15 protein-coding genes are annotated in these 24446 nt (G+C 51.4%); 4 read left to right on the top strand and 11 right to left on the bottom strand.

All coding sequences use genetic code 11. From position 1 onward, the window contains the following. Window positions 1-10 precede the first annotated feature (10 nt). The 7 genes from ACQ4M4_RS14115 to ACQ4M4_RS14085 all read right to left on the bottom strand — a co-directional run bounded on the left by ACQ4M4_RS14115 (window position 11) and on the right by ACQ4M4_RS14085 (window position 17858). Window positions 11-1651: an iron uptake porin gene (locus ACQ4M4_RS14115; protein WP_430685138.1), complete on the bottom strand. Its 1641-nt coding sequence runs from the start codon at window positions 1649-1651 to the stop codon at window positions 11-13. 125 nt (window positions 1652-1776) lie between these two features. Beyond that, the gene (locus tag ACQ4M4_RS14110; protein WP_430685137.1) at window positions 1777-6051 is read right to left on the bottom strand and encodes a filamentous hemagglutinin N-terminal domain-containing protein; all 4275 of its coding nucleotides are present in this window, start codon (window positions 6049-6051) and stop codon (window positions 1777-1779) included. Between the two features lie 373 nt (window positions 6052-6424). Continuing rightward, entirely contained in the window at window positions 6425-7096 is a 672-nt protein-coding gene (locus ACQ4M4_RS14105; RefSeq protein ID WP_430685136.1) for a DUF4439 domain-containing protein, read from the bottom strand. Between the two features lie 502 nt (window positions 7097-7598). After that, a complete protein-coding gene (locus ACQ4M4_RS14100; RefSeq protein ID WP_430685135.1) occupies window positions 7599-8639 on the bottom strand; it encodes a TauD/TfdA family dioxygenase in 1041 nt (346 codons plus the stop codon). 375 nt (window positions 8640-9014) lie between these two features. Next, window positions 9015-10070 (bottom strand): ABC transporter substrate-binding protein, encoded by a 1056-nt coding sequence (locus ACQ4M4_RS14095; protein ID WP_430685134.1) that lies wholly within the window; start codon window positions 10068-10070, stop codon window positions 9015-9017. A 1019-nt stretch (window positions 10071-11089) separates the two neighbouring features. Beyond that, window positions 11090-11842, bottom strand: coding sequence for an SDR family NAD(P)-dependent oxidoreductase (locus tag ACQ4M4_RS14090; RefSeq protein WP_430685133.1), 753 nt, complete (start codon window positions 11840-11842; stop codon window positions 11090-11092). A 142-nt stretch (window positions 11843-11984) separates the two neighbouring features. After that, window positions 11985-17858, bottom strand: coding sequence for a trifunctional serine/threonine-protein kinase/ATP-binding protein/sensor histidine kinase (locus tag ACQ4M4_RS14085; RefSeq protein ID WP_430685132.1), 5874 nt, complete (start codon window positions 17856-17858; stop codon window positions 11985-11987). Between the two features lie 720 nt (window positions 17859-18578). Here ACQ4M4_RS14085 and ACQ4M4_RS14080 point away from each other — a divergent pair. The 3 genes from ACQ4M4_RS14080 (at window position 18579) to ACQ4M4_RS14070 (ending at window position 21426) form a co-directional block, all read left to right on the top strand. Beyond that, the gene (locus tag ACQ4M4_RS14080) at window positions 18579-18812 is read left to right on the top strand and encodes a hypothetical protein (RefSeq protein WP_430685131.1); all 234 of its coding nucleotides are present in this window, start codon (window positions 18579-18581) and stop codon (window positions 18810-18812) included. Between the two features lie 336 nt (window positions 18813-19148). Next, window positions 19149-19724, top strand: a complete 576-nt coding sequence (dps, locus tag ACQ4M4_RS14075; protein WP_430685130.1) for a DNA starvation/stationary phase protection protein Dps — start codon at window positions 19149-19151, stop codon at window positions 19722-19724. 637 nt (window positions 19725-20361) lie between these two features. Then, on the top strand, window positions 20362-21426 hold the full coding sequence (locus ACQ4M4_RS14070) for a pentapeptide repeat-containing protein (RefSeq protein WP_430685129.1): 1065 nt from the start codon (window positions 20362-20364) through the stop codon (window positions 21424-21426). A gap of 234 nt (window positions 21427-21660) precedes the next feature. Here the strand turns inward: ACQ4M4_RS14070 and ACQ4M4_RS14065 are convergent, their stop codons facing one another. After that, the gene (locus ACQ4M4_RS14065; RefSeq protein ID WP_430685128.1) at window positions 21661-21810 is read right to left on the bottom strand and encodes a hypothetical protein; all 150 of its coding nucleotides are present in this window, start codon (window positions 21808-21810) and stop codon (window positions 21661-21663) included. A 166-nt stretch (window positions 21811-21976) separates the two neighbouring features. On the opposite strand from ACQ4M4_RS14065, the gene ACQ4M4_RS14060 reads away from it, so the two are divergent. Then, on the top strand, window positions 21977-22357 hold the full coding sequence (locus tag ACQ4M4_RS14060; protein ID WP_430685127.1) for a BON domain-containing protein: 381 nt from the start codon (window positions 21977-21979) through the stop codon (window positions 22355-22357). Between the two features lie 50 nt (window positions 22358-22407). Here ACQ4M4_RS14060 and ACQ4M4_RS14055 read toward each other — a convergent pair whose 3' ends face one another. The 3 genes from ACQ4M4_RS14055 to ACQ4M4_RS14045 all read right to left on the bottom strand — a co-directional run bounded on the left by ACQ4M4_RS14055 (window position 22408) and on the right by ACQ4M4_RS14045 (window position 24420). Then, complete coding sequence (locus ACQ4M4_RS14055) at window positions 22408-22911, bottom strand: ureidoglycolate lyase (protein ID WP_430685126.1); 504 nt, start codon at window positions 22909-22911, stop codon at window positions 22408-22410. A gap of 199 nt (window positions 22912-23110) precedes the next feature. After that, a complete protein-coding gene (locus tag ACQ4M4_RS14050) occupies window positions 23111-23938 on the bottom strand; it encodes an RNA polymerase sigma factor (RefSeq protein WP_430685125.1) in 828 nt (275 codons plus the stop codon). A 5-nt stretch (window positions 23939-23943) separates the two neighbouring features. Next, window positions 23944-24420: a peptidoglycan-binding domain-containing protein gene (locus ACQ4M4_RS14045; protein WP_430685124.1), complete on the bottom strand. Its 477-nt coding sequence runs from the start codon at window positions 24418-24420 to the stop codon at window positions 23944-23946. Window positions 24421-24446: the final 26 nt, after the last annotated feature.

Below are 24446 nucleotides of genomic sequence, written 5' to 3'. Positions count from 1 at the left end.
CACGTCATCTTTAGAACGCGAAGGTTAACCGGAGGGTGCCAATCACAATGTCATCGTTGCCTTCAAACTGATCGGGAGCGGTAATCCACACGATGCCGGGCGTGAGGGAAATGTTGTCGTTAAAGGCATAGCGATAGAACGCTTCCACATGGAGCGACGTGTCATTACTTAAGCCAAGCCGAGGCAGATTGAGTCCATTAACCGTCGCCCCGCCCAAGTAAGGCTCCACCCCAACCAAAACGCCGCCCAAATTGCCGTCCTTAAACAAGTCGGGCAACGCCACACCCAGGCCGTAATACCAAATTTCCCCACTGCCCACATCATTGACAAAGTTCAAGTCGGTGTAGCCACCAAAGGCATTGAGGGTTAGGCCAGGACTAACGCGATAGGACAGTGACCCGCCAAAGGAATTTGTGGTGGCGGCGACGCCCAACCCTTGGTGCAGAGCATTGGCAACAACGGTGCCTGCGTAAAACTCATCGAATTCACCCAGGCTAAAAATGTAGCTATCGGAAGTGTGGTAGCCACGCACATAGGTAAGGCCAATTTGCAAGGCCGAGCTGGGCGTTACGGTGGCTTGTGCTAGAGCGGCAAAATCGCCATTGAACAAACCTCGGCTTTCGCCCGATTCGTTACTGCGGCTGGCCAAGTAGCCCGCACTCAACACAATGCGATCGCTCGCATCCAGACTAAAGCTCACTCCTGCCCCTGCACCGCCGCCAATGCGATAGATGGGGTTTTGCTGAGCAAAGGACGAAATTGCCCCACTCCCCCCATCAAAATCGTCGAAATAGGGATTGACCGTGCTGGGCACATAGTAGCTGCTTCTGCCGCCAATCCCAGCCACGTAGAGATTGACGCGATCGCCCACCGGAAATGAGTAGTCCAGCCGATCGACTTCAACCGAGTTGCCCGTATTGCCACCCACACCTGAACTCAGCCGTCCTTCTCCGGTTCCTGCGGTGACAACGGGAAATAGGCTCCCTGGTACCACAGGCGGCAAAAAGTTCCCCGAGGTAAGGCGAATGTTGAGGGCATCCTCCCCTGAAAAGCTTGCTCGCAAGTTCAGCCGCACTCGATTTTGCAGCACGATTTCATCACTGCCATCAATTGAATTGCCCAATGGAGCAGAAAGGCCAAAAATCGCTTCGCCATACAGCTTAGTGGTGGTAGAAAATTGGTTTTCTTCCAGGGTTGGAATGCGACCCTCTAGCTCGGCAACGCGATCGCGCACGGTGGCCAACTCGCTCACAAATTCTCGCTGCAATCGCTCAATTGACAGCAGGGCTTCTTGATCATCCGAATTGACGGTGATGTTTTCCAAGCAGGCGCTCAGGCTGGCTGCAAACTCGTATCGCGAAATGGGGCGATCGCCTCGAAAGGTTTGGTTGGGATAGCCCGCAATACAGTTGTAACGGGTAACCAACAGTTGCAACGCTTCATAAGCCCAGTCGGTAGGCTGCACATCCGACAGCTCCGTAACCGCAGTAACTTGAGCAAGTGACCTTTGACTTTCGTTCCCGTCCAGTTCTGAGAGAGAGGATGACCCATCTGCACTGGGTAAGGATACTTGAGCGATCGCCGCAGACCCCATTCCCCAAGCCAATACCCCCAACATCAGCCCAACATGCAGCCGATAGCACCCCACCATATCCTTTCCCCACACCGATAACGATCACCTCATCATAATTCTCGAATCTCACATCTCAACAGTTTTTTGGAGGGGTGCTCTCTCGCAAATCCAAACGGGGCAAAACGGGGCTTTAGATGACTGATCTAGGGGCAAACTGTGGGGGCGATCGCGGCTACAGGCGTTGCATCTGCCACCAGCATCACCTCTCCCGCGTCATTTCGCACCCAGCCATGGGCCTCTGTTAGTGCCAACGGAGCCGACGGAGCTGTTGGATGCAGTGCGCCCGGTGCCCGTTCGGTTCCAGATGGGGACACTTGGGCCCAACCGGAGACAACTGCCCCACTATCTCGAATATCCATCGGGCTAGCGGGTAGGCCGCCTCGTCCCGTCACCACAAATTGCCCCAACTGGCGATCGGCTACGCCGCCTGCGCTACATCCCTGGGCTATTTGATCCGCAGCATCTACCACATCTCCCGGCAGTTCCGTTAAACCCTGGCTGGGATCTACCCCCAGCGTGCTAATGGTGATAAGCCCCTGTGGCCCTGCTTCGGAGCTGGCGCTAATGTCGCTGGTGATGTTGCTTCGCAATTGAGCCGTGCTCAGCCCCGACTGCACCAACAAGCCAAACACCCCCAAGGCCGACACCGAAATTTCTCCCCCCTGGCCCTGCACGGCATTCGCAATAATGTCGCTATTTTCAAACTGGGCTGCGGCCACAAAGCCATTGGGTGTGTTGATTGAAATGCTGCCACCGTTTGCTTGATCAAGCGCCTGGGCATTAATTTCGCTACTGGTTTGCAGGGTCAACAGCTCATTCACATTCAGCACAATGTTGGCCCCCGAAGCGGAACCCGCCCCTCCAGTTTGGGCCGTGATGCGGCCTCGATCCAGTGCAACGGTGTTGGCTGTCACGGTAACGCTGCCTGCCTGCCCAGCCGGGTTGCTCACGGTAACTTCGGCTCCATCGCTGATTTGCAGCGCATTGGCCGATAGAGCCAGGTTGCCAGCAATGCCATCAGGATTGGTGGCCGCCACCGAAATACTGCTGCGATCGCCTGTCATTTGCAGCGTATTCTGTGCGGTCACGGCTAGGTTGCCCGCCGTACCCGATGCCACCTGCGCCGTAATTTGACCGTTATTGAGCGCTACAGAATCCGCCGCAATGACCGTCACATTCCCACCATTGCTCTCGCCTTCTGCACTAGCCGCGATCGCCCCATCATTTGCAATGGAGACCTGTTGAGCCAATACGGAAATAGAACCCCCATCTCCATCCGCGTCTGCGGTGGCGATCGCCTCGATTCTTGCCCCATCGATAATTTGCAACAGCCCCACATTACGAATCAGCAGCGAGCCTGCATTACCGCTCCCGGTTGTGCGCGCCGAGATGGAAGAAACCTGTGCGGCATCCGTTGGATTCGCTCCCGCCAGGAACACCGTGCCGCCATCAATCACCACGTTGCCAGCCTCGGCTGCCGTTTCGGTACTGGCGGTAATGCGACCCCCTTGCACGACCTCAATTTGCTCAATTTGCTCCAGGCTAATACTGCCACCTGCGCCCGTTGCCTCTCCCAGCGATGCTGCCACCAGTTGAGCGCCATCCTGCAAACGCAACAACCGGGCATTGCGAATGACTAAGTTGCCGCCTGCGCCAGAGCTTTCGGCACTCACGGTCAAACTCGATGGTTGGATCGCGTCCACATCATCAAATACCGAACTGTTGGGATTAAAGCCCTGCCCCGACAGCACCACCGCGCCGCCGTTGGCATCGATCGTAATGCTGCCTGCCGCCCCTTCGCTGCGCGATCGCGCCGAAATCACGCCCCCATCCAGCACCAGCAGTTGATCTATCGACTGAATGGCAATATTTCCGCCATCTCCGCCAATTACATCCTCATCATCATTGGCCGTTTCGGCCACGATCGTTGCTCCACCATCCACTTGCAGCACTTGGGCATTACGAATGGTAATGTTGCCCCCGGCTCCGGTGCCAAAGGTTTGCACCGATAGGGCCGTTTCTCGATAGGAAGGGGTATCAAACTCATCGCGAAAGCTCCGCCCCGACAGCACAATTTGTCCTTTGCCCCCACCATCGATCACAATGCTGCCGCTTGTGGCCTGATACCGCGCTCGGGCAAAAATGACCGCTCCGTCGGTAAGCTGAACGCGATTAGCATTAATTTGAATGGTGCCTGCCTGTCCTGTGCCGCGATGCTCGGTGCCAATTTCGGCATCATCTTCGGCGATGAAACTGCCTGTGTTGATCAGGATATTGCCTGAGGTTGTAAAGTCATCGCGATCGCTCGAGCCGGGAACTGCATCTGCCCGAATGCCGCTTTCAATACTTCCTGCCCGCCCGGCAATGTAGAGGGTGCCGCCGTTTGTGTTCACCGTAATGTTGCCCCCGTTGCCCTCATCATCGGTGCGAGTTTCCAATCGCCCCCCACTCAGTAGATCAACTCGGTTGGCATTGACAACGATATTGCCACCCACGTTATTTCCAGCTTCGGAACGGTTTCCGGCGGCGATCGCCCCTTGTTCCTGCACCAGCAGCGTTCCCGTATTCACCACAATTTGGCCCCCATTGCCTGACGAGCGGCCTCCGACCTCCGCATTGATGCGACTCCCTTGCCCGGTAATGACGACACTCCCACCATTGGTATTGATCACCACATTACCGGCATCGCCCGCCTCTCCATTTAGATCTTGGGACGTTTGAGTAATGATTTCCCCCCCAGAGCCAATTTCAATCGCATTCGCCGTAATCGACACATCGCCCCCCTGGCCGCTGCCTCGGGTCTCGCCGCTAATTTGGGCATCCCGAAACACCCTCAGGGTGTTGGCAGTAATGGTCACCGTGCCCCCATTTCCCGAAGCTGTGAATGCCGTATCCGAAAAAATGCCGCTTTCAATGCCCCGCTGCCGTCCGTCGGGGTCAATCGTATCGCGAGACTCCGACAGCCACACATCGCCTGTGGCGTTCACCTCCACAGCGCCCGCGTTGCCCACTCCGCTCGTGCGGTTAATAATGCGACCTGCCCGGTTGAGCAAGATTGTATGGGAATTCACCACAATGTTGCTAGCTGTGCCCGCCCCATCAATGTTGGAATTGATTTGAGCAAAGCGGCTAATGGTGAGATAGGGTGTTGTGACCCGAATGGTGCCAGCTTGGCCAGAGGCGGTGGCTCCCATATTCGAGCGAATGCGGCTTAGCGTTGTGGGGGCAAAAAAGTCGCAGCCACCATCGTCGCCTTGCGGAGGGGAACAGCCTGATAGCTCGACGAATTCATTGGCGGTCACGGTCAGATTACCCAATCGCCCCGTGCCGCGGTTATCCATATCGATGCCGCTGCCTTCTAGAATGCGCAATCGCTCGGTTTGCACGGTAATATCGCCACTTTGGCTGGCAATGCTGCCTGGGCCAATGTTGGCCGAAATGACGCTGCGGTTGTTGAGCTGGAGGGTGCCCGTAGAGTTGACATTGACGGCTGCACCAATGGCGGTGGGGCTCCCCAATCCAGGCGCAATCCCACCTAGAATTTCGCTTTCATTATTTAAGAGGATGTTGCGACCGGCCAGGTGGATGCTGCCGCCGCCACTGCTGGCTGCTGTCATTTGGCTGCCTGCATTGAGGGCGATATCGCCGCGCCCTAATGAGTTGGGAATGGAGAGACGGATGCGATCGCCCTGCTGGGTGAGAGGCAACGTTCCTGCCTGCCCTACCGAGGCCAGGGTGACATGTCCACCCAGTGCCGTGAGGGTTGCATCCGTCAGGTTAATGTTGCCGCCTGCCAGCACCAAACTTTGCCCCGGATTGGTGGCGATCGCGGCTCCTGGCTGCAAGTTAATTGGGGCAAGGCTTTGGGCTGCCGCCACAGTAAACAGCAGCGCATTGGGCTGAATAGTCAGTAACGGTGGCGCCGCCGGATTTCCGACGGTAAAGCTGCCCTGCGATCCAAACTGTAAACCGCTGGCCGTTGTAGTAAAAAACGCACCTTGGACATCGAGTTCGGCATTGGCCCCAAACACCACTCCGCTGGGGTTGAGCAAAAACAAATCTGCTGGCCCCAGCACTCCCAACGTGCCGTTAATCGTAGATGCATTACCGCCCGTCACCCGCGTCACAATAGTGTTGACTCCCGCAGGATTGCGAAAGTACACCCCCGCAGCAGGCCCCACATTAAACTCGGCAAAGTCATGAAACAGGTTGCTGTCGCGTCGGGCACCTCCACCAATTTCTGTTTGGGTTGGCGATGTGGAAGTCACAGTGGAGTTTTCTGGCCCCCAGGTGGCATTTGGGGTCAACTGGGCCCACGCGGGAACGGCCGTACCCAACACCCCAAAGGACAGCGCGATCGCCCCCCCACGTATGCCAGCACTGAGCAACGTTAGCCAGGTTTGAGCGGTCTGCCCCATGGGAGTACCTTCCTATTCAATCTTTGTTAAAGTTAAACCGCAGTTTATGAGACTTGACCCGTGACACAGTCGATGACAATTCAGGTTTTTCTAATGCTGAGCCCACTCAAAAACAACGATTAAAGCGTTGTCAATTTTTTTTCCATTCTCAAGACAAAGCATATCCAGGTCAACCACCTCGCGATCAGACTTGATACAAAGCTTGATACCTCTTTGAATACCGCTGCTCTGCCGTCTTTCCGGTCCTGAGAGTTGGGCATGAAGGGTTGGGCATGACGATAATGGATCCCCATCCACAGAAAAAGGCGCAACTTGCGCCTGGAGTGATGATGTATATTTCGCGTTTGTGGTCTTTTTCGGTTGGAGTCTGAGGTTACACAGTCAGCACCCAAGAGCTGCGAGTATCGGCATTGATAAACGCAGTGGGAATGGGGCTAAGGTCAATGCCAAGAGACTGGAATGCCGCCCGAATGAGAGTAGCGTGGCTTGCCTCGGTTGCCCCAATGCTGGCACCAGCGGTGATCAATGCGGGAGTTTGCAGCATGGCAATTTCTTTGCCATAGGCGATCGCAGCATCCGTTTCCAACGCCAACGCCAGCTTGGCAATATTGACATCCGAGTCAAGGTTGCCTTCACCCCGCTGCAAGTAAGCCGACAGATCATATTCACTCTGGGCCTCGGCTGGAGTACCACCCAAATCGCGAATCACCGAGATCAACGTATCGCGATGCTCCATGTGGTCTTCCATGTTGGCAACGGCGATCGCCTTTACGGCATTACCCACGTCCGAGCTAGACAGCAGGGGAGCCGCTGCGCTGTAAGCCCAGATCGCCGCATGTTCGTAAAACAAAGCCGTATTCAAAATCTGCACATCATTTGCCATGGTGCGGCGTGCGCCAAAGGTTCGGCGCATTTGAGCCTGGGCCGAATCTGCGAGTAGGGGCACACTCAAAACACTTGCCGCGCCTACCACTGCTCCTCCAGTCAGCAGGCGGCGACGCGATACACCCGCCGCTTTGCGAGCAGGCTTAATGAAACGATTCATTCGTGTTCTCCAAACAAATAACGCGAGAGTTGAGAGGGGGCTGGCAACTCACCAGAATGAAAGACAAAGCGAAGGAGAAAAGAAACCCCGCCGAAAACCCCTGCATCGACATTGCATGCTTTGTGCATGCATCTATAAGCCAGGGTTCAGAGTGCTCACTCCATCGCTTTGTCTAAGCTTGAGCATCAGCCCGGCAATGAAGCCTGCCCGAGCCGTTTTGCCAGTCCACTCGGATATACGCATAACTTCTGCCCGTGGATGCAATCTCTACGCTTTTGCTCTGGGTTTGGGTCACCCAACACAAACGAGCTGAGCTTACCGCTTGTGTTTCGCCTGGGTCGATGTTGGTTGTCGAAGGACGATTCCACCACCTTTCGACAACCAACATCGACAGGTCTAGAACATCACCATCTGACCCAGTTCGACCATGCGATTGGGCCAGCTCAACGGTGCCACACAACCAAAATCCCTCACATCTTGTGTTCTTGAGTGCGTGTGAAGATTAGCCAGAGAATTCGGTGCGAATAATGCGTTCACCGGGTAAGCGATCGCGGGCAGACAGTCCCAAATCGCGCACCACAAATGATCGCTGCAACCATCGATCAAACCCATCGTATTTGGGCTGAAAGGGCGATCGCCCATGCACCGTCCGCCGATTGTCGATACAGAGCAAATCCCCCATGTTAAGCCGCACACCGCGATACACCGAAGCGATCGCCAGCTTGAGTGCTTCTAGCGCCTCAGCGGCCTCAGGCGTGAGCGCCTCCATCAAGTCTTCGTCGTAGTTGAGGAAGGGATCTTCTGGCCGACCGTACAACACGGGCAGCATGGGGCCTTGGCCCTTCACACTGCTAGCCTTGCCAAACGAGTAATCAATGCCCGTCCGGTACAGCGGTTGAAACAGCAGACTGCGATGCTGTTCTGACAGCAGCGGCAGTGCGTGAGAAATGCTGGCATAGGTCGTTTCTGTCGTTCGCGCATGGTCGGGACGCAGGCAAAACAGCAGCAAATATTCCGGCGCGTAGGGATGAAATACCGTTTCGCGGTGAAACTGTAGGCGAGTTTGGGAACCGGTCGATATCTGCACAGTTTCGTTGCCCTTCACTGGAGCCAAATTTTGAAACAAATCTCCGTTTTTCTCTTGAATGTAGGACACCAAATGGCCCAGTCGGCTACCAATCATAGCCAGGCAGCGCTCGCTCACAAAGGTTGTTTTCTCGTGCGATCGCTGTGCGTTTTCAGGAGTATGCACATGGTAGAGCCCCGGATCGATCGGCAAGCCTTTTAGCAGCAAAATGCCCTCTGAGTTGGATCGCACCTGAAACTCCAGCAGCGATCGCCGCACAAACCGAGGCATTTCATCGGCCCGCATTTCGCAGTCCAGCAAAAACTCCTCTGTGTCTTGATAGGGATTGGGGCCAGGAGCCAAAAACAAATTCATCGTTTGCTCATCAAACGTCGAGCAATCCACCGTTGATACGATAGTTGGCACGACAGTTGGTACGACCGAAGCCTGAGCAGAACCAGCAGTTGAGCCTTGCATACGTGAGAAAGCCTCCCAGCGACTAGATAGCCGATAAATCGCCGACCTTTTGAGGGGAATGGTCTAAACCTGGGATTGTGGTTTGTGGAAGTGGTACCGTACGCTATTTCCACAAACCATAACCCCAAATTTGAAGCCCGATCCTTGTGAGCGCATGGGCAGGGTAGATGAGGCGCACTCTGCCATCCCTCTATCTCCATCAAAGCTCATGTTCACCCGGTTCGGTTGGCACATTTAGTACCATGATTTTTTTTGACAAACTGTTGCGCAGATTGCACCGAACCAGATGGCACCAAAAAACACAAAACCGGGCCGACAACACGTAACGACCCGGCTTAGATTCACACGGAATGCGATCGCTAAGGCGTGAATTCCCTAGCTGCGAATTTCATTCCACAGTTGAACCCACTTGTCATAGTTCTCGACACTTTGCCACATCTTAATTTGAGAATGCAGCGACAAATCATCCATAAATAGCTCGTGCGCCTTTTCGGGGCCAATGGCCTCGGCACCCAGGGTGGTTGCGCCCGAGTATCCGGTCACATCCATCACGCCCTTTTGCCCCTCGCCACTCAAAATGAAGTCAATCCATTGATACGCGGCTTCAGAATTGCGCGATCGCTTTGAAACCATCCAAGAATCTGTCCAGCCTGTGAGCTTGCCCTTGGGGCCAACGGAGCCAGCCGGAAACCCTTCGTTGATGAGCTGCGTATAGGTGAGTGGCCACGCATGGGCTAGCACCACCTCACCCGATTGAAACAAATTCGCCAATTCCCCCGCTGTCGTCCAAAACTTGCGCACATTAGGGCGCAACTCCAGCAGTTTGGCCTTCACCTCGGCCAAATCCTCATCGCTCAAGTCATAGGGATCATCCTTGCCCAACCACAGTGCCACATCGGCGATCGTCATGGGATTATCGGGCAGCGAAATCTTGCCTGCATACTGCTCATCAAACAGCACATCCCACGACGAGGGCGCTTGCTGAACTGCCGTGGTGTTGTACACCAGCACGTTTGGCCCCCAAGCAAAGGTCACTCCATAGGGCTGACCATCAAAGGTATTCCACTTGCCACCCTGAAATGATTCAAAAACTGAATCGTAGTTTTGGAGCTGACTTGTCTCAATTGGCTGTACGAGCCCAGCCTTATACAAGCGCTCGGTAATATCGCCCGATGCCGAAATCAAATCATAGGTGCGGCCACCCCCCGCCCGAAACTTGGCAAACATTTCGTCGCTGGAGCCTGCATAGGTGGCTTTGACAGCACAGCCAGTTTTTTCTTCGAAAACTTGCTCAAATGACGGATCGGTGTACCCCTCCCACACAATGGCGGTAAGCGTGCAATTGGCCGCTTGCACAGGCGCAACTGGCCCAACCCAACCCGCTATACCCAACACTCCTATCAATACAGCAGTGAATAGACGTTGAAGCATACTTGCTTACTCTCTTGAAATGTTTCTTGAAGACAGCGCTGCACAGGGTGCTTCACCATGAGCCACAAGCCGATGAGATGGTGTTTGCCCCGGCGCGATCGCGTTCGACCTATTCCTCAAGCGTGGCGAACGAACCGATCTCAACATCCTGACGCACTGCTCATGATGATGAATGACTTCACGCATCCGTGAATGTGTCAGCCAACACAGATGGTGATCCCGTCATGATGTGATTTAGTCTACTGTTCTTGCCCAGATGTTGTGGGTCTTTCGTCAGAATTCTGTAACAATTGCAGGCTGATTGCAAGCCGATTGCAGGATGGAGGAGAGCCCTTGGCAACGCAGGAGTATCAATCACGTATCAATCAATGCGCATTCGTACTCACGCATCAGCGATCGCCTCACGCAAGCAACCCCACGCACATCCAGTCGGCCAACAGAGCAGCAAACAAAACGGAGTTATGTCTTGGACATAACTCCGAGAACCAACACTATTCAGAATCAAGGAGATGAACAATTGGCTTCCACGCACTCCCATGACCATGCATTAAGCGAATGAAAAGCTTGACCTAAAGCATACGAGGGAACCAGAGTATCTACCAGACTCATGATCTATCTTTACAGAAACTATACATAAATGGAACTATTCTCTACGTAAATCTTCTGGATTTACCAAAACTTAAAGTGTTGTGGCCGCCATTGAGCAAACCTCGCAAGTGTCCTCAACCGGAGAAATCAACCAACCCCAAGGAGAAACCAACCAACCCCAAGCCAACGTCACCATAGATCCTAGCTATCTCAGCTCTTGTTAGGGCCGCGAGCGATCGCGCTCCTTCGCCACCATTCAGCAGCCTTGCCCTCATAAAACCTTGTGCCCGAACACTGGTTGAAGCATGAGTCGTTTCACAGCGCCGCCACACAACGTTTCCCCTCACCTGCTGCTTAGGCTCTCAGACTCAACTAACCAGTGTCATATGATTCAGTGTGCAGGCGGATTGTTAGGCATGAAGCTCAGTCACCTAAGTGAGATTCAGCCCCCCATCTGAAATTAAAATTTCGCCTGTTAAGTAGTGGCTCGAAATCAACATCGAAGCTACTTGCGCGATCTCCTCAGGTTGTGCCCCCCGCCCCATTGGCGATCGCTCTTCCCACAGCTTTTGTGCGGCGGCCCAATTTTTGCTCATTGGAGTATTAACCAAACCTGGAGCGATCGCATTTACCCGAATTTGTGGTGCAAGACTCAATGCAAGCAGCTTCGTCATGTGGTTTAGAGCCGCTTTACTTGCAGAATATGGGATTGAGGCTCCTTTTGGACGAATTCCCGCATGAGAACTAATGTTGAGAATGCAGCTAGGACATGCACGGCTAGAGGATTGTCGTAGGGCGTTTTCAGCCTCTGCAATGAGTGTCCAAGGTGCAATGACGTTGACTTCGTACAAGTCTCGCCAAATTTCTGGTGTCGCTTCCTTGAGGGATGTATGGGAAATTGTGGCGCTAACCCCTGCATTATTGACCAACACATCTATCCGACTGTGATGCGATAGGACTTTAGCAATCAAATCACGAGCCTGCTCTTGATTAGACAAGTCAGCTTGAAAATACGATGCACCACGATACGCTGTTGCCAATGATTGTCCAACTGACACCGATGACTTGGAATGAAAAACAACAATAAATCCATCTTCGGCAAGCTGCTTTGCGATCGCCATCCCAATTCCTGATGTCGAACCCGTTACCAGTGCAACTCTCTTGTCTCTTGTCTTTTCGGCCACAGCTTCACACTTCTCATCTTCCTTGCGTTTAATTCTGCTTAACGGTTGAGTTGAGCCGTTGCTAATTGCTCTACACTCCCACCAACCAACTCTGTAAAGCGGCTCCAACGTGCATCGTCACGATCCTTACAGACAGAACCTACTACTCAACACTCAGCGGCAACCGGATGCAGAACTCAGTGCCCTGACCCACTTCAGACTGAACTTCCAGGCTGCCCTCATGTTTTTCGACAACGATTTGACGAGCGATCGCCAATCCCAACCCGGTTCCTTGACCAACCCCTTTGGTGGTAAACAAATGATCAAAAATCTTGTCTTTGATCGCCTCACTCATACCTTTTCCATTGTCACTGATGCGAATTTCGATCGCATTTGATTGCGTCAGTGATGTTTGAATGGTGATGGTCTGGGGTTTAGACTCTAACTCAACAAATGTCATCTCTTGCGCTGCTTCATCCAGCGCATCGATCGCATTTGCCAGAATATTCATAAATACCTGATTCAGTTGACCAGGAAAACATTTGAGTGCAGGAACCTTGCCATAATCTGTGACAACTTCAATCGCTGGACGCTCGTCATTTGTCTTTAATCGATGTTTGAGAATCAGAATCGTACTATCAATTCCCTCATGGATGTTGAACAATACTTTGTAGTCTTTATCAGCTCTGGAGAAGGTTCTTAAACTGGTACTGATGCTGCGGATGCGATCGACTCCTAGTTTCATCGAGTCAATCAACTTTGGCAGGTCTTCCCGGATATAATCCAGATCGATCACTTCCATTTCTTCTTGAATTATCCTATTAGGATTGGGATATTCCTGCTGATATAATTTGATCAATCCAAAGATATCTTTGACATAATCAAATGCAGGTTGCAGGTTGCCTGCAATAAAGCCGACCGGATTGTTGATCTCGTGTGCCACTCCTGCCACCAGGTTGCCCAATGCCGACATTTTTTCGCTCTGCACAAGTTGTAATTGAGCGCTTTGCAAGTCTTGCAAAGCATTTTCTAGATCCTGTGTTTTTTGTTCTAAAGCCTGCTCAGCAATTTTGCGATCGGTAATATCAATTAGCATCCCATCCCAAACAATTTTCCCATCGTCTCTGAATTCTGGTTGAGAGGCTGCTTTAACCCACTTCACATTCCCATTAGGAGTAATAATTCGCCACTCATGCCGAAATTGGGTAAGGGCTTGTGCCGACTCCATCGTTGCCCGTAAAGCCTCTGCTCGATCATCGGGATGTTCAAAGTCGCGCAGACTGCATTTCCCAGACATCAACTCCTCAGCGGATACCTCATAAAGCGTCTGACAACCCGAACTGACATAAGGAATGGAAGCAGAACCGTCCGCTTCAATCTGAATTTGGTAAATCAAGCCAGGTACATTATTGGCAAGCTTCTGAAATCGAGTTTCGCTAGCCTGCAATTGCTGCAATGACTGCTCTAGCTGATGGGCATATTGTTGCGATCGCTCATACAGTTGAGCATTCTCCAACGAAATGGCGGCTTGAGCGCACAGCAGGTTGAGCAACTCGACGCGATCGGCGGTGAATGCTCCGATGACTGACTTGTTCTCCAGATACAAAATGCCCATCAACTTGCCTTGATGCAAAATCGGGCTGCACAAAATACTTCTGGGCTGCTGCTGAGTAATATACGAATCGTTGGCTAGAGTCGGATCGGCACTGGCATCCACCAGCACAACAGTTTTTTGGTCATGCTTGACTTTATAAATCAGCTTTAGAGGAATGTCCTGACTCTCTTCAATCGGGAGACGCTGCAAGACCACTGGCTCTGCTCCTGCCATCATTGAGCCTTTGATCAGCAAGCGATCGTCTCGTAGCAGCATCAGAACGCATCGATTCGCTCCCGCACCTTCCATGACGATAGAAAGTAGTGATGCCAGGAGTTTACCGAGTTCAATTTCGCTGGAAAGGGTTTGGGAGGCTTTGAGAATCGCCGATAGATCTAGCGCATCGGAAACGCTGGCAAAAGAACTGCTGGAGGCGATGGTTCCAGCAGCGAAGACCGTTTCATTAACCGAGAGAGGCGTGCGGGTTTGTTGCAGAATGGGAGCCAGCAGTTGCGGGTAGCGAGTTTCCAGGTCAGCAACTTTGGCTTTGGCCCCCCAGCGGGAATAGCCATAGTAAGCTTCGATCAGATAGTCCTGGGCAATGCGTTCTTTGCCCCAATTGAGATAGAACTGAGCGGCGAGTTCGTTGGCAAGAGCTGCTTCGTGAGTGTATTCGTTCACATTGGCGGCTGCGATCGCCCGATCATAACCCTCGATCGCGCCTGCATAATTGCCAGTCAGACGCGCCATTTCAGCCGAGAGCAACAGATATCGATGCAAAAAGTTCTCCGGGCAATGATCGGCCCATGTTTTTACCGTCTGCTGATGCTGTTGCAGAATTTTCCAATATTGATTTTTCTCCTCTGCGTTAGCAGTAGGATAAAGTGCTGCCAAACTCAGCGGGTAGTAGAAATAGTATTGAATAATTGGGAAAAAACCTGCATTAGCGGGTAGGGTTGGCTCTGCCTCCTTTGCTGCTTCAATCGCATCCTCATACCGCCCATACAAGTACGAGAGTTGTAGTTTGAGGAAACAATACCAGTTAATGCCATGCTCAAAATTCTTCTTTTGTCGCCAGATCTCAATGTGGGGAATGACGCGCTTATCCTGAGCATTGTGATTTCGATCGCTCAGCAAATCGGTAGTCTGAGAAGGGTCTTGCAGGTTTAAGAGAAACTGTCGCTGTAAGGTGAACGCATACAGCATATTGACATCGTTTACCTGCTGCACGTAATTCAGATACTTCTCAGTTTCAGCATACACATCAGACAGGTGATCGCCCTTCACCAACATTGCCCAGATCAGAAACGAAACTGCCCAGATACCAAACACGACATCTCCACCCTCCTGACTGGTCTGGTAAGACTGCCGGGATACGGGTAAGTTCGTTTTCAAATGTTGGCTGTAGGGGTTGATTGTATGAGCAAAGATGTTGTTGGTTTTGTAGATGAATTTGGTGCTGTTGAAATGGCGATCGAGCTTCCGGGCTAAGGTGCCAAACTCATAGGCTGTTTGATAGTCTCCTTGATTTGCTAAACTCATTCCATAAAGGCAGTAAGCAAAACCAGAGCCATCCGTATTACCATGGGTCAACGAGGTGTTAACCATTAACAGCATGCTGAGATGTGAAAGGTGCTGATGTCCTCCCATGTAGGCTGCTGCCCACAGGTCTGCTAAAAGACTCATGCAAACCTTTTTAATCGGATCGGTCATCTCAGGTCGATCAAACAAATCCGCAGGATGAGTTGCTTCAAGTTGAGTGTGGATTTCTTTTAGTTCACGATTGATAGCAGCTTGCTGTTCTTCGACCGTGAGCGGCAGAGGCATTCCCATAATGCTCAAGCCTTTTAGTCCCGCTTCAAAACCAGCCTGGATGTTTTCGCCCTGTGTCATTTTCAAGTACATCTGGATGGCGTAAATATCGGCTTTATCAAACTTGTCTTGAGCCTGATGCAATGCGAAATCAAACAGATGCTCTGCAGCACTAAGATTACCCGTCAGATATTCGCACTCTGCCTGTTCTCGATAAAGCCCAAAAGTCAGCCTGTAGTCAGTTTCCCAACTATTCTTTGGCAGCAATTGAATGCCCAATCCAAAGTATTCAGCGGCGGCTTTATAAGCCGTAGAAACTTTTGCTTTTCTCCCAGCAACCAGATTGAGTTGAGCGATTTCAGTTTTTTCTGATTGTTCGGTGAGGATTTCAATTCCCTGATTTAACTGACCGACAATATCAAAAATGCCAGTTTCAATGGCTTCAGAAGCAGTATTTTGTAGCAGTAATTGTCCAATTTTGAGATGGGCCGCTTTTTTCTGGGATGTCGGGATGAGTGAGTAGGCCGCCTGTTGAACTCGATCGTGCAAAAAACGATAAGTTAGATTCACGGTCTCCGTCGCCTCAGACTGCTCTGCCCCTTGAAAGAACTTGTAAATCTGGCTTGTCGGTAAAATCAAGCCTTCCTGCAAGGCTTTCCACAGTGCAGTTGCGGCATCGCTTGGGGATTGTTCCGAGACGATTGTTAGAGTTTCTAGATCGAACTGTGCTCCGATACAGGCAGCCAACTTCAGCATCCGCTGGGTTTCAGCAGGCAATTTCTGGAGCTGAAGCGCCATAAACTCTACGACATCATCCGTGAGGGAGAGCGATCGCACCTGTGACACATCACACTGCCAGTATCCGACCTGCAAATCATAGGCAATGTAGCCTTCTTGATGGAGCGCTTTCAGAAACTGGGTGGTGAAGAAGGGGTTGCCCTGCGTTTTTTGATACACCAGTTCACTCAAGGGCAGTGCTGTTAGGGTCGAGCAACTGAGCGTATCGGCAATTAAATGATTGATGTGAGCCTGACTTAAGGGTGTGAGCGTCAACGTGCTGAGGGTTGCCTGAGCTTGCTGCATTTCCTCCAGGGTCAGCATCAGCGGATGGGCCGGAAAGACTTCGTTGTCCCGGTATGCCCCAATCATCAGCAGGTAGCCCCGGTTGCTTTCACTCATTAACGTCTGCATCAAGCCCAATGACGCAGAATCTGCCCACTGCAAGTCGTCGAGAAACATCACTAACGGATGCTCTGGGGCCGTAAAGACTTGGACGAATTTCTGAAATAGCAAGTTGAAGCGATTCTGAGCTGCACTGCCTGACAGCTCGGGTACAGGCGGTTGCTTGCCGATGATCTGCTCCAGTTCCGGAATCACCTCAATCAAGGCTTGCCCATTCTCGCCCACCGCAGACAGGATCTTGTCTTTCCACTGCGCCAGTTGCTCATCCGGTTCACTCAGCAATTGTCCCATTAGGTCACGAAATGCCTGCACAAACGCAGAAAAGGGAATGTTGCGCTGAAACTGGTCATACTTGCCCTTGATGAAGTAGCCGTTCCAGCGGACGATCGGCTTATGCACTTCATTCACAACAGCGGTTTTGCCAATGCCTGAAAAACCTGCTACTAGCATTAGTTCAGACGCACCATTGGCCACTTGTCCAAACGCCTCCAGCAAGGTTTGTACCTCTGCTTCTCGACCGTAGAGCTTCTCGGGGATGAGGAAGCGATCGCACACATCCCGCTGCCCCAACTCAAACCAGGCGTGTTTGCCTGTTGCTTGCCACTGTTGCTGACATTGCATCAAGTCGTGCTTGAGCCCTAAAGCACTTTGATAGCGGTCTTCGGCATTCTTCGCCATCAGTTTTCGGATGATCTCGCCCACGATTAACGGCAAGTCTGGATTGACATCACACACGGAAGGGGGGTGTTTCGCCAGGTGACAATGCACCAATTCCATCGGGTCAGAAGACGGGAAGGGTAGCTGTCCGGTGAGCAGTTCAAACAACGTGACGCCCAATGAGTAAAAATCGCTGCGATAATCAATGCCCCGGTTCATGCGTCCGGTCTGCTCTGGTGATAAGTAGGCTAGGGTTCCCTCCAGCACGTTGGGATTCTGAATCTCCTGGGTCTCTCTCGGCAACAGCGAGGCAATACTAAAGTCAATCAGTTTGACCTGTTTTGTCTCGGGATGAATCAGAATGTTCGCAGGTTTGAGGTCTTTGTGAACCACGCAGTGCTGGCACAGATCGTGGAGAATATCGGCAAGCTGTAGCGCGATCGTTAACACGTCTGCCAGGTTCAACGACTGCTGCTGCATGTATTTACCCAATGCCACCCCGCCCCAATCCTCCATCACCAACGCATAGCTACCCCCGACAGATTCCAGGCTCAACGGCTGAACAATGCCTGGAATATTAAGGTTTTTGGCGATTGTGTACTGGTTGCGAAACTGAACTAATTCACTAAAGGCTGGGTATTTACGCTGTAAGACCTTGATCACTACTGGATGCTGCACGTTCGTTTGCACGGCTCGATATACTGCCGTTCGAGAACCGAGATACAGTTGTTCGACAATGGTGTAGCCCGCGATCGCAGGGGCATGAAAAGAGGTCGTTACAGCAGGTTTCATAGGCGTGGGTGATGGAACCCAATTGAACTTTATCACCCTAAAATTCCCTAGGAGGCTGGCGATCGCACCATGAACTTTATAAATTCTAAGAATCACCAAGCAGTACAACAAATCATGCAGAGGATTGATTGTTCAGCTCTGATGAAAGCCAAGTTTTGTAAAGGCTCCGTAGCCTTCTCCCATAGAGGTGTAAGTACCCCTATGCTCACTCTATTTCCTTAGAGTCAGGTTTCTTGACGGTTAGAGCGCTTAGAACCTGAGTTTGAGGATTCTCTTCTCAAATCTGTATGGGAACTTCTTGCTGGCGTGGGATCGTCTGTTCTGACAACTTATCTGGCAGCTTGGGGTATGACACGTCAATTGGCTTTGCTGGAAAAAGCCCCCTAACTGAATAGCAGCCCATAATTTCCATTCTGCCTGCCAAGCGCAGTGGTCAGGAGCATGTCAGCTCCCGTTCCATTACCCGAGCGATCGCCGTTGATGGCAAAAACCTATGGCTCAAGCCGTTTGAAACTGGCCGCTTCACGCTTCTCAAAGGAAACTCTAGAGTTCTTACGCAGACTCCTTCCATTTCAGAATCGGCTTGTGGGGGAAATCCTCAAAAATACAGACCTGACTTTCCGTGAAAGTGCGATACACTTTGCTGTACGATAGGATTCCTTAAAAAAGTTTACGCGTTTCTCATATTTCTTTTCGTTCGAAGTTCCCTGCCTGAATCATATGAAGTACTCGATTCCGACCAATCCTCAAGATATTGTGGCGTTAAGACAGCAGCCAGTTGATGAGAACCTGATGGCCGCTGTGCTGGCTGGCGTTGTGGGTATGGCGCGATCGCGCGGTCAATCGTTAGAAGACTTAACCGCAGAGGTATTGGCGGAGGATGGTTTGCTGGATGCCGCCACCCGCAGACAGCTAAGTGAAGTGGTAGCCCAAGCATGGAAAACACTGCCCTAAGCTTTGGGCCTCGCGGCTGCCAACGCTGCGCCGAGGGGCAAGCCAATGCAACGCCAAGTTGTAACATATCTTTTTAGAATTTTAAGATGGCCGAGTCGTAGCCTTGATGGAAGCTGGCTCGGCCTTTTACGTAAAACACTTGCTATAACCCACTTGTAGCGCCAGCATTTTGAAGCAGCCAAGGCAAAACTGTTCGCATCGGGTGCGATCGCCCTCTCCTGTCGCTTTCGGCCCCATTCCACGACACGTTGCAATGTGAGGGATTTAGGTTATCTTGAACTCTTGAAGACCTCGCCAGGATAAAGGGTTATGGGCAGCAACGGACACAGTCAACACATGTACTCAACAAAGATTGATCTGGCGCTCGAGATTCGAACCAACGTTATCAATATTTTGAACCAGTCGCTTGCGTCTACCCTGGATCTCAAAACTCAGGTCAAGCAAGCCCACTGGAACGTAAAAGGCATGGATTTTTACCAACTCCACGAGCTGTTTGATGAAATGGCCTCTGAGTTAGAAGAGTTTGTGGATATGATTGCTGAGCGAGTTACAGCCTTGGGCGGACTCGCCATGGGCACCGCCCGTTTGGCCGTTGCCAGCACGATTCTGCCGGAATACCCGCTGGATGCAGTTGATGGAAAGGATCACATTGTTGCGTTAGCCGATCGCTACGCCGCCTATGGCAAGCTGGTGCGTGAAGGCATTGATAAAACCGATGAACTGGGTGATGCCGATACCGCCGATTTATACACCGAAATTTCGCGGGCGATCGACAAGCGCCTGTGGTTCCTAGAGGCCCACTTGCAAACTTCGGCAACCTCTGTTGAAACCAATGGCTCGAACACGAATGGTTCTAGCGCAAGCGATTCGGTAGACAAAGCCTCTAAGAAAGAGGCCAAGGCCAAAAAGTAGCCTTCTGTTGTAGCCCCTTTGGCGGACGGAGGCATTTCGCGTCGGTTCCATCTACGTGTGACTCGGCCTTCTGCCTATTTGTGCATCATCGTTAGCGAAAGCGATACAGGTCATTAGGGGAATGGGGATGTGTCTCCTAAATTGCAGCGCATCCCATCCTTGCTTTAGGATCAAATCACTTAGACAAACGTTGGGAGTGCCACGCAGGAGGCTTGTATTGAATTAATTATTGAATCACTTGTGATTCACAAGTGATTCACAAGGGTTTTCCTGGGCCTCAAGGGATTTCTTGAAAGTCCCCCAAAATTTGGTGGGGCGATCGCCATTGGCTAGCGTGCTTCAAGCCTAACTTGCCCAAAATTTGTTATCATCCGGTTCTGTCGATTGTGTGACTGAGCCTGAGCGAGAACTGTGCCGTCTTCAATATGCAGATTCACCCCTAGTCTGCGCTCCACCTGTACCCGCTACGATCTGTATTTCACGAGTTCAATTAATTTGTCATGTAAGTTCACTCTTTGGGCGATCGCGATGTACTAGAGTTTCCTCATTCATCGCATCAACAAGGCCAATCAATTGGCGAGCAAACAATCTCCCAGGGCAGGCTCTGGCCTGTCTTGAAAGTGCTATCTTGAACTAGATGAACGATCTTGAGCAGAGCTACAAAGTATTGGGATTGCAGCCTGGTGCATCACTGGAAGAGGTGAATCAGGCGTATAAGGACTTGGTGTTTATTTGGCATCCCGATCGCATTCCCAGAGACAATCCTCGATTGCAAGAAAAAGCTCATGAGATGCTGAAAGAGCTGAACCAAGCGCGCGATCGCCTGCGTTCTTCGCATCGAGCCAGCAAGGCCCAGCCCCAAAGCACAAGTCAAACCAAAACGAGCTATCCCAATTACTCTTCAAGCTCCTACTCGCGCCCCAACTCCTCAGCCTCTAGCTCATCGAGTTCTAGCACGTATGGGTCGAGTACCTATGGCTCTAGCGGCTCCTCTAGTTCGGGCTCCTCCAATTCGAGTTCACCCAATTCAGGCTCGGCCCACTCGTCACGCTCCTATTACCAACCGCCACCCCGCCCACATTACTACTACCAAAGCCACAATCAGGCTAAGCAACCCAATTCATCGAATTACCAGGGCTCTAGCTCCAGTTCTAGTCAGCACACCTCGTCTAGCCAGTCAAATTACCAAGGCTCTAGTTCCAGCTCTAGTCAGCACACCTCGTCTAGCCAGCAGTCCACTTACCGCAGCCCCTACGGCACCACTGGCGGAACTTACTCCTCCGGTACGTCCAATAGTGCCAACGGCCAATCTAGCTCGCAGCAACCCCGCAAGGAAAATCCCGACTTGAGCGGAGCCGATCTGAGCGGCCAAAACCTCCGGGAAAAAGACCTGGCAGGCCGCAACCTGAGCAGCGCTAACTTGAGCAACGCCAATTTAAGCGATGCCTTTTTGCACAAGGTCAACTTGAGCGGAGCGAACTTGCATCGAGCCAATCTGTTTCGGGCCAACTTGCTGCAAGCCAATTTGCGCAATGCTGATCTGCGCGAAGCCAATTTGATCGGGGCTGACCTGAGCGGAGCAGACCTTAGCGGAGCAAACTTGCGAGGAGCCCGAGTTGGGGTGCAAGACAAACTCATGGTCAAGCTGACGGGAGCAAATTTGACAGGGGCGGTGATGCCTGATGGGCACCTCCACAGCTAGTCGCATTGGCCCGTTTTATCTGCCTTAAACCAATCAGCAATGCCAGTTTGATTAGGACATCTTGGGCCTCCCCCAAGATGTCCTTGGCTCAACTACGCTGACGGCAGCTAAGACATCTCTGTTGGCGAAGCCGAAATACCTATTTTTGCGTGTGGGTTACGCCACAAAAATAGGCACTTTTTTGCTGACTGCACGCCCTACAGCCAGCAGAAAAGTGCTCAACCGCAATGGATGTTATTTGAGCGATCGCACAGCAAGGATATCCGTAGATTCGCCATCAGGAAATTGGTATCCCTGTACTCCCACCATCAAGAACCAGCGAGCAACGCTGAGGTCAGCAAGCTGCATTTCTTTACGTCTTGTAAAGCTTTCACCGATTGACATAAGCCTATAAGCACGGTAGGTGGAATCCTCTGATGCGAGAATTACGGGTTCTAAAACTTTGTGCTAAATTGTGTTCACGATTAAAGATTTTTTTAAGAGAGTTCACAGGAACTTTACTTAAAACCCCCTGTTCGCCCCCTAGCAGCATATTTGAGGCTTGTTGATTATGATGTCAGGTCATCTACCCGAGTCAAGTCCACAGCTCAGCCAATCGTCAATTGATCGCTCTTGGTTTCAAACAATTCCTCCAGAGCGCATTGGTTTGGATGGAAAGTACGATCATAATGGCTTAGCAAAACGCGTAAAACTCGCATTTAATCAACAATTTCGCTACGGAGAAGTGTGCAACCTGAAGGTGCGACAACGGGGAGCTGTGGTTGTCTTGTTAGGTGAAGCCCCTAGTCAAAAGGTTCTTGATCAGCTATCAGCGGTGGCCATGGCTGTGGAAGGCGCAGCAGGCATTGAGTTCAACGGTGTCAGCATCGTACCCGCTTCTACTTCCGGGTTGTTTCTGACAAATGGTAGCGAGCAGCTTTACGCTTACTAACCCGTCTCCGTACTACTCCTGATTTGGGTCAACCGCTGCGATCGCTCACATTAGCGCGACTCTACGATGAGCTGAAACTCCAAGCCATGCGATACAGCAAAGTCGTGAGTTTGGTGATCTACCAGATTGGTATCGCTCAGTTCCAAATTATAAAAATCAACAAACTCATGCTCAAAATAGGGACCAGCATGCCAGGTTCCAACATGCAGTTTAATAAAACAATCTCCAGAAATCCGAAATGCCATGAGTTGGTTGAGGTCGGGGTAAGGCGTTTCGCTGGGGGGAGCTACTGCCATAAGCCAATCTTTGCCATTCAGCGCTCCCAAACACTGCGTACACTGCTGATGCCGCGTTATACGAGAAAAACGCAACCCTTTTGCAGGTAATCGCATAATGTAAAATCGAGGGATACCGCGATCGAGGCTCAGCTGCGCATCTTCGGCACTAAAGGGCTGCCCATCTTCACTCGGCACAATTAATTGGCCAAAGGGCTCAAAGGCGGCAGAGGTAACCCATTCAGCCGCCAAAGGTTTTACCGTTAACGCTGGTTTCATAACAACATGTGGGGTACACAAGGCATAGTGGCATCTTTAGCATCTTGCCTTACCAGACAGCGGAATTTCTACCCTATCCGCAAACAAACTGCGCAGCCTGCTGATACAAACTGCGCAGTAAAGATGCAGCTGAAATTGTAGAACTGAAATTGTGGAGCATATCCAAGGCCAATCACAGAAGGGCGATCGCGCTCCTGCATTAACCCTGAACCGCCAAATACAGCTCTCGCAAACGTTGTAATGCCCGATATCCTCGCTGACGAGCCGCATTTGCCGACAAACTATCTGCCCCCTCCTCTGATAGCGACTCTCCAATCTCTTGCCACGACTGACATTCCCAATAGCGAAGACATAAAATTTGGCGATCGAGCGGATTGAGCTGTTGAATCGCTTGGTGAATCATTTGCATATCCTCTTCCAAAACCAACGTTGAAAACAAATCATCAGGCGCAACGCGGTGTAGCGTGGATTGCTTATGCAGTAGAACATCCAAATTTTCATCACTAATGCGTGGATGCTTCGACTTATCCTGCTGGCGGCGAAATTCACGAATCACATTCAGGCATGTTCCTCGCAACCATGCGATCGGAGTGTCAATTCCCTTGCCCGATTCAATGTAGACAATGCCTCTGGCATACGCCTCATTGATAATATCGCGCACATCATACGTTCCATTCAGCCGAAACTGCCGCAACATGCGCGCCACGCCAGCAAAAAAGGTATGGGCATCTGGATTATTGTCATCAAACAACGCCTGCATCGCTCTATCAAATCGTTGACGACAATGTTGGCGGCTGTAGTCTTTAATAACCTCCAGGCAGATGGTTTTTAGCCACGCGAGCTGAATTTCCAAAACCGCATCAGACTCGACCAGTTCTGCATTACGGGTCAGCGCTTCGGTGATGATCTCTTCAACACAGTAGCAGTGCTCAAGACCATACTGCGCCAGTAAAAGGGCAACAAACTCGCGTAGTGCAAAAGCATCAGAATTATCGGAATCGAACAGGGCTTGATAATTTGGGGGCATGGCAATTACCTAGTTTGCAACGCAGAAAAGGTTTTCTTACCCGGAACACCATCGACACAAAGGCGGTGCGATTCTTGAAATTGCTTGACAGCGTGTTGTGTGCGTTTGCCCAACACCCCATCAATGGGACCTTCATAAAAACCGTGTTGCTGCAACAAACGCTGAACGGCTTCTCGGTAGGTTTTGTCGTAGGGGACACCTTCTAAGTGCTCGCGAAGCCACGCTTGCTGGTTGCAATACAGTTCAACTTGAGCGTTATCCAACAGCCCTAACCGCTGGCCTAAAATTGCATCGAGCTCAGTAATAAAGAAATTTAGCAGAGGTTCCTGCTCGGCAGCCGTGTAAATCGAGGCCAATTGCTCTGCTTCACTATCGGTCAGCTCAGGACGCAGAACGAGCTGGCAATAATTGGCCAAAACATTGGCATACTGCTCACTACCTTGCTGCAACGTTTCAATCAAATCATCCATCGGACAATCCATAAACTCCTCTCCTATCAGGTGTTTAT

Origin of the sequence: Leptolyngbya sp. AN02str (assembly GCF_050565595.1) — a bacterium.
Classification (GTDB): Bacteria; Cyanobacteriota; Cyanobacteriia; order Elainellales; family Elainellaceae; genus Kaiparowitsia.
The sequence above is the reverse complement of the archived record's forward strand: the minus strand, read 5'-3'. Positions and strand labels throughout refer to the sequence as shown.

Bases quoted from the DNA above. Each gene is read 5' to 3' on its own strand.
- ACQ4M4_RS14115 (WP_430685138.1), bottom strand. From the start codon at position 1,651: ATGGTGGGGTGCTATCGGCTGCATGTTGGGCTGATGTTGGGGGTATTG.
- ACQ4M4_RS14110 (WP_430685137.1), bottom strand. From the start codon at position 6,051: ATGGGGCAGACCGCTCAAACCTGGCTAACGTTGCTCAGTGCTGGCATA.
- ACQ4M4_RS14105 (WP_430685136.1), bottom strand. From the start codon at position 7,096: ATGAATCGTTTCATTAAGCCTGCTCGCAAAGCGGCGGGTGTATCGCGT.
- ACQ4M4_RS14100 (WP_430685135.1), bottom strand. From the start codon at position 8,639: ATGCAAGGCTCAACTGCTGGTTCTGCTCAGGCTTCGGTCGTACCAACT.
- ACQ4M4_RS14095 (WP_430685134.1), bottom strand. From the start codon at position 10,070: ATGCTTCAACGTCTATTCACTGCTGTATTGATAGGAGTGTTGGGTATA.
- ACQ4M4_RS14085 (WP_430685132.1), bottom strand. From the start codon at position 17,858: ATGAAACCTGCTGTAACGACCTCTTTTCATGCCCCTGCGATCGCGGGC.
- ACQ4M4_RS14080 (WP_430685131.1), top strand. From the start codon at position 18,579: ATGAAGTACTCGATTCCGACCAATCCTCAAGATATTGTGGCGTTAAGA.
- dps (WP_430685130.1), top strand. From the start codon at position 19,149: ATGTACTCAACAAAGATTGATCTGGCGCTCGAGATTCGAACCAACGTT.
- ACQ4M4_RS14070 (WP_430685129.1), top strand. From the start codon at position 20,362: ATGAACGATCTTGAGCAGAGCTACAAAGTATTGGGATTGCAGCCTGGT.
- ACQ4M4_RS14065 (WP_430685128.1), bottom strand. From the start codon at position 21,810: ATGTCAATCGGTGAAAGCTTTACAAGACGTAAAGAAATGCAGCTTGCT.
- ACQ4M4_RS14060 (WP_430685127.1), top strand. From the start codon at position 21,977: ATGATGTCAGGTCATCTACCCGAGTCAAGTCCACAGCTCAGCCAATCG.
- ACQ4M4_RS14055 (WP_430685126.1), bottom strand. From the start codon at position 22,911: ATGAAACCAGCGTTAACGGTAAAACCTTTGGCGGCTGAATGGGTTACC.
- ACQ4M4_RS14050 (WP_430685125.1), bottom strand. From the start codon at position 23,938: ATGCCCCCAAATTATCAAGCCCTGTTCGATTCCGATAATTCTGATGCT.
- ACQ4M4_RS14045 (WP_430685124.1), bottom strand. From the start codon at position 24,420: ATGGATTGTCCGATGGATGATTTGATTGAAACGTTGCAGCAAGGTAGT.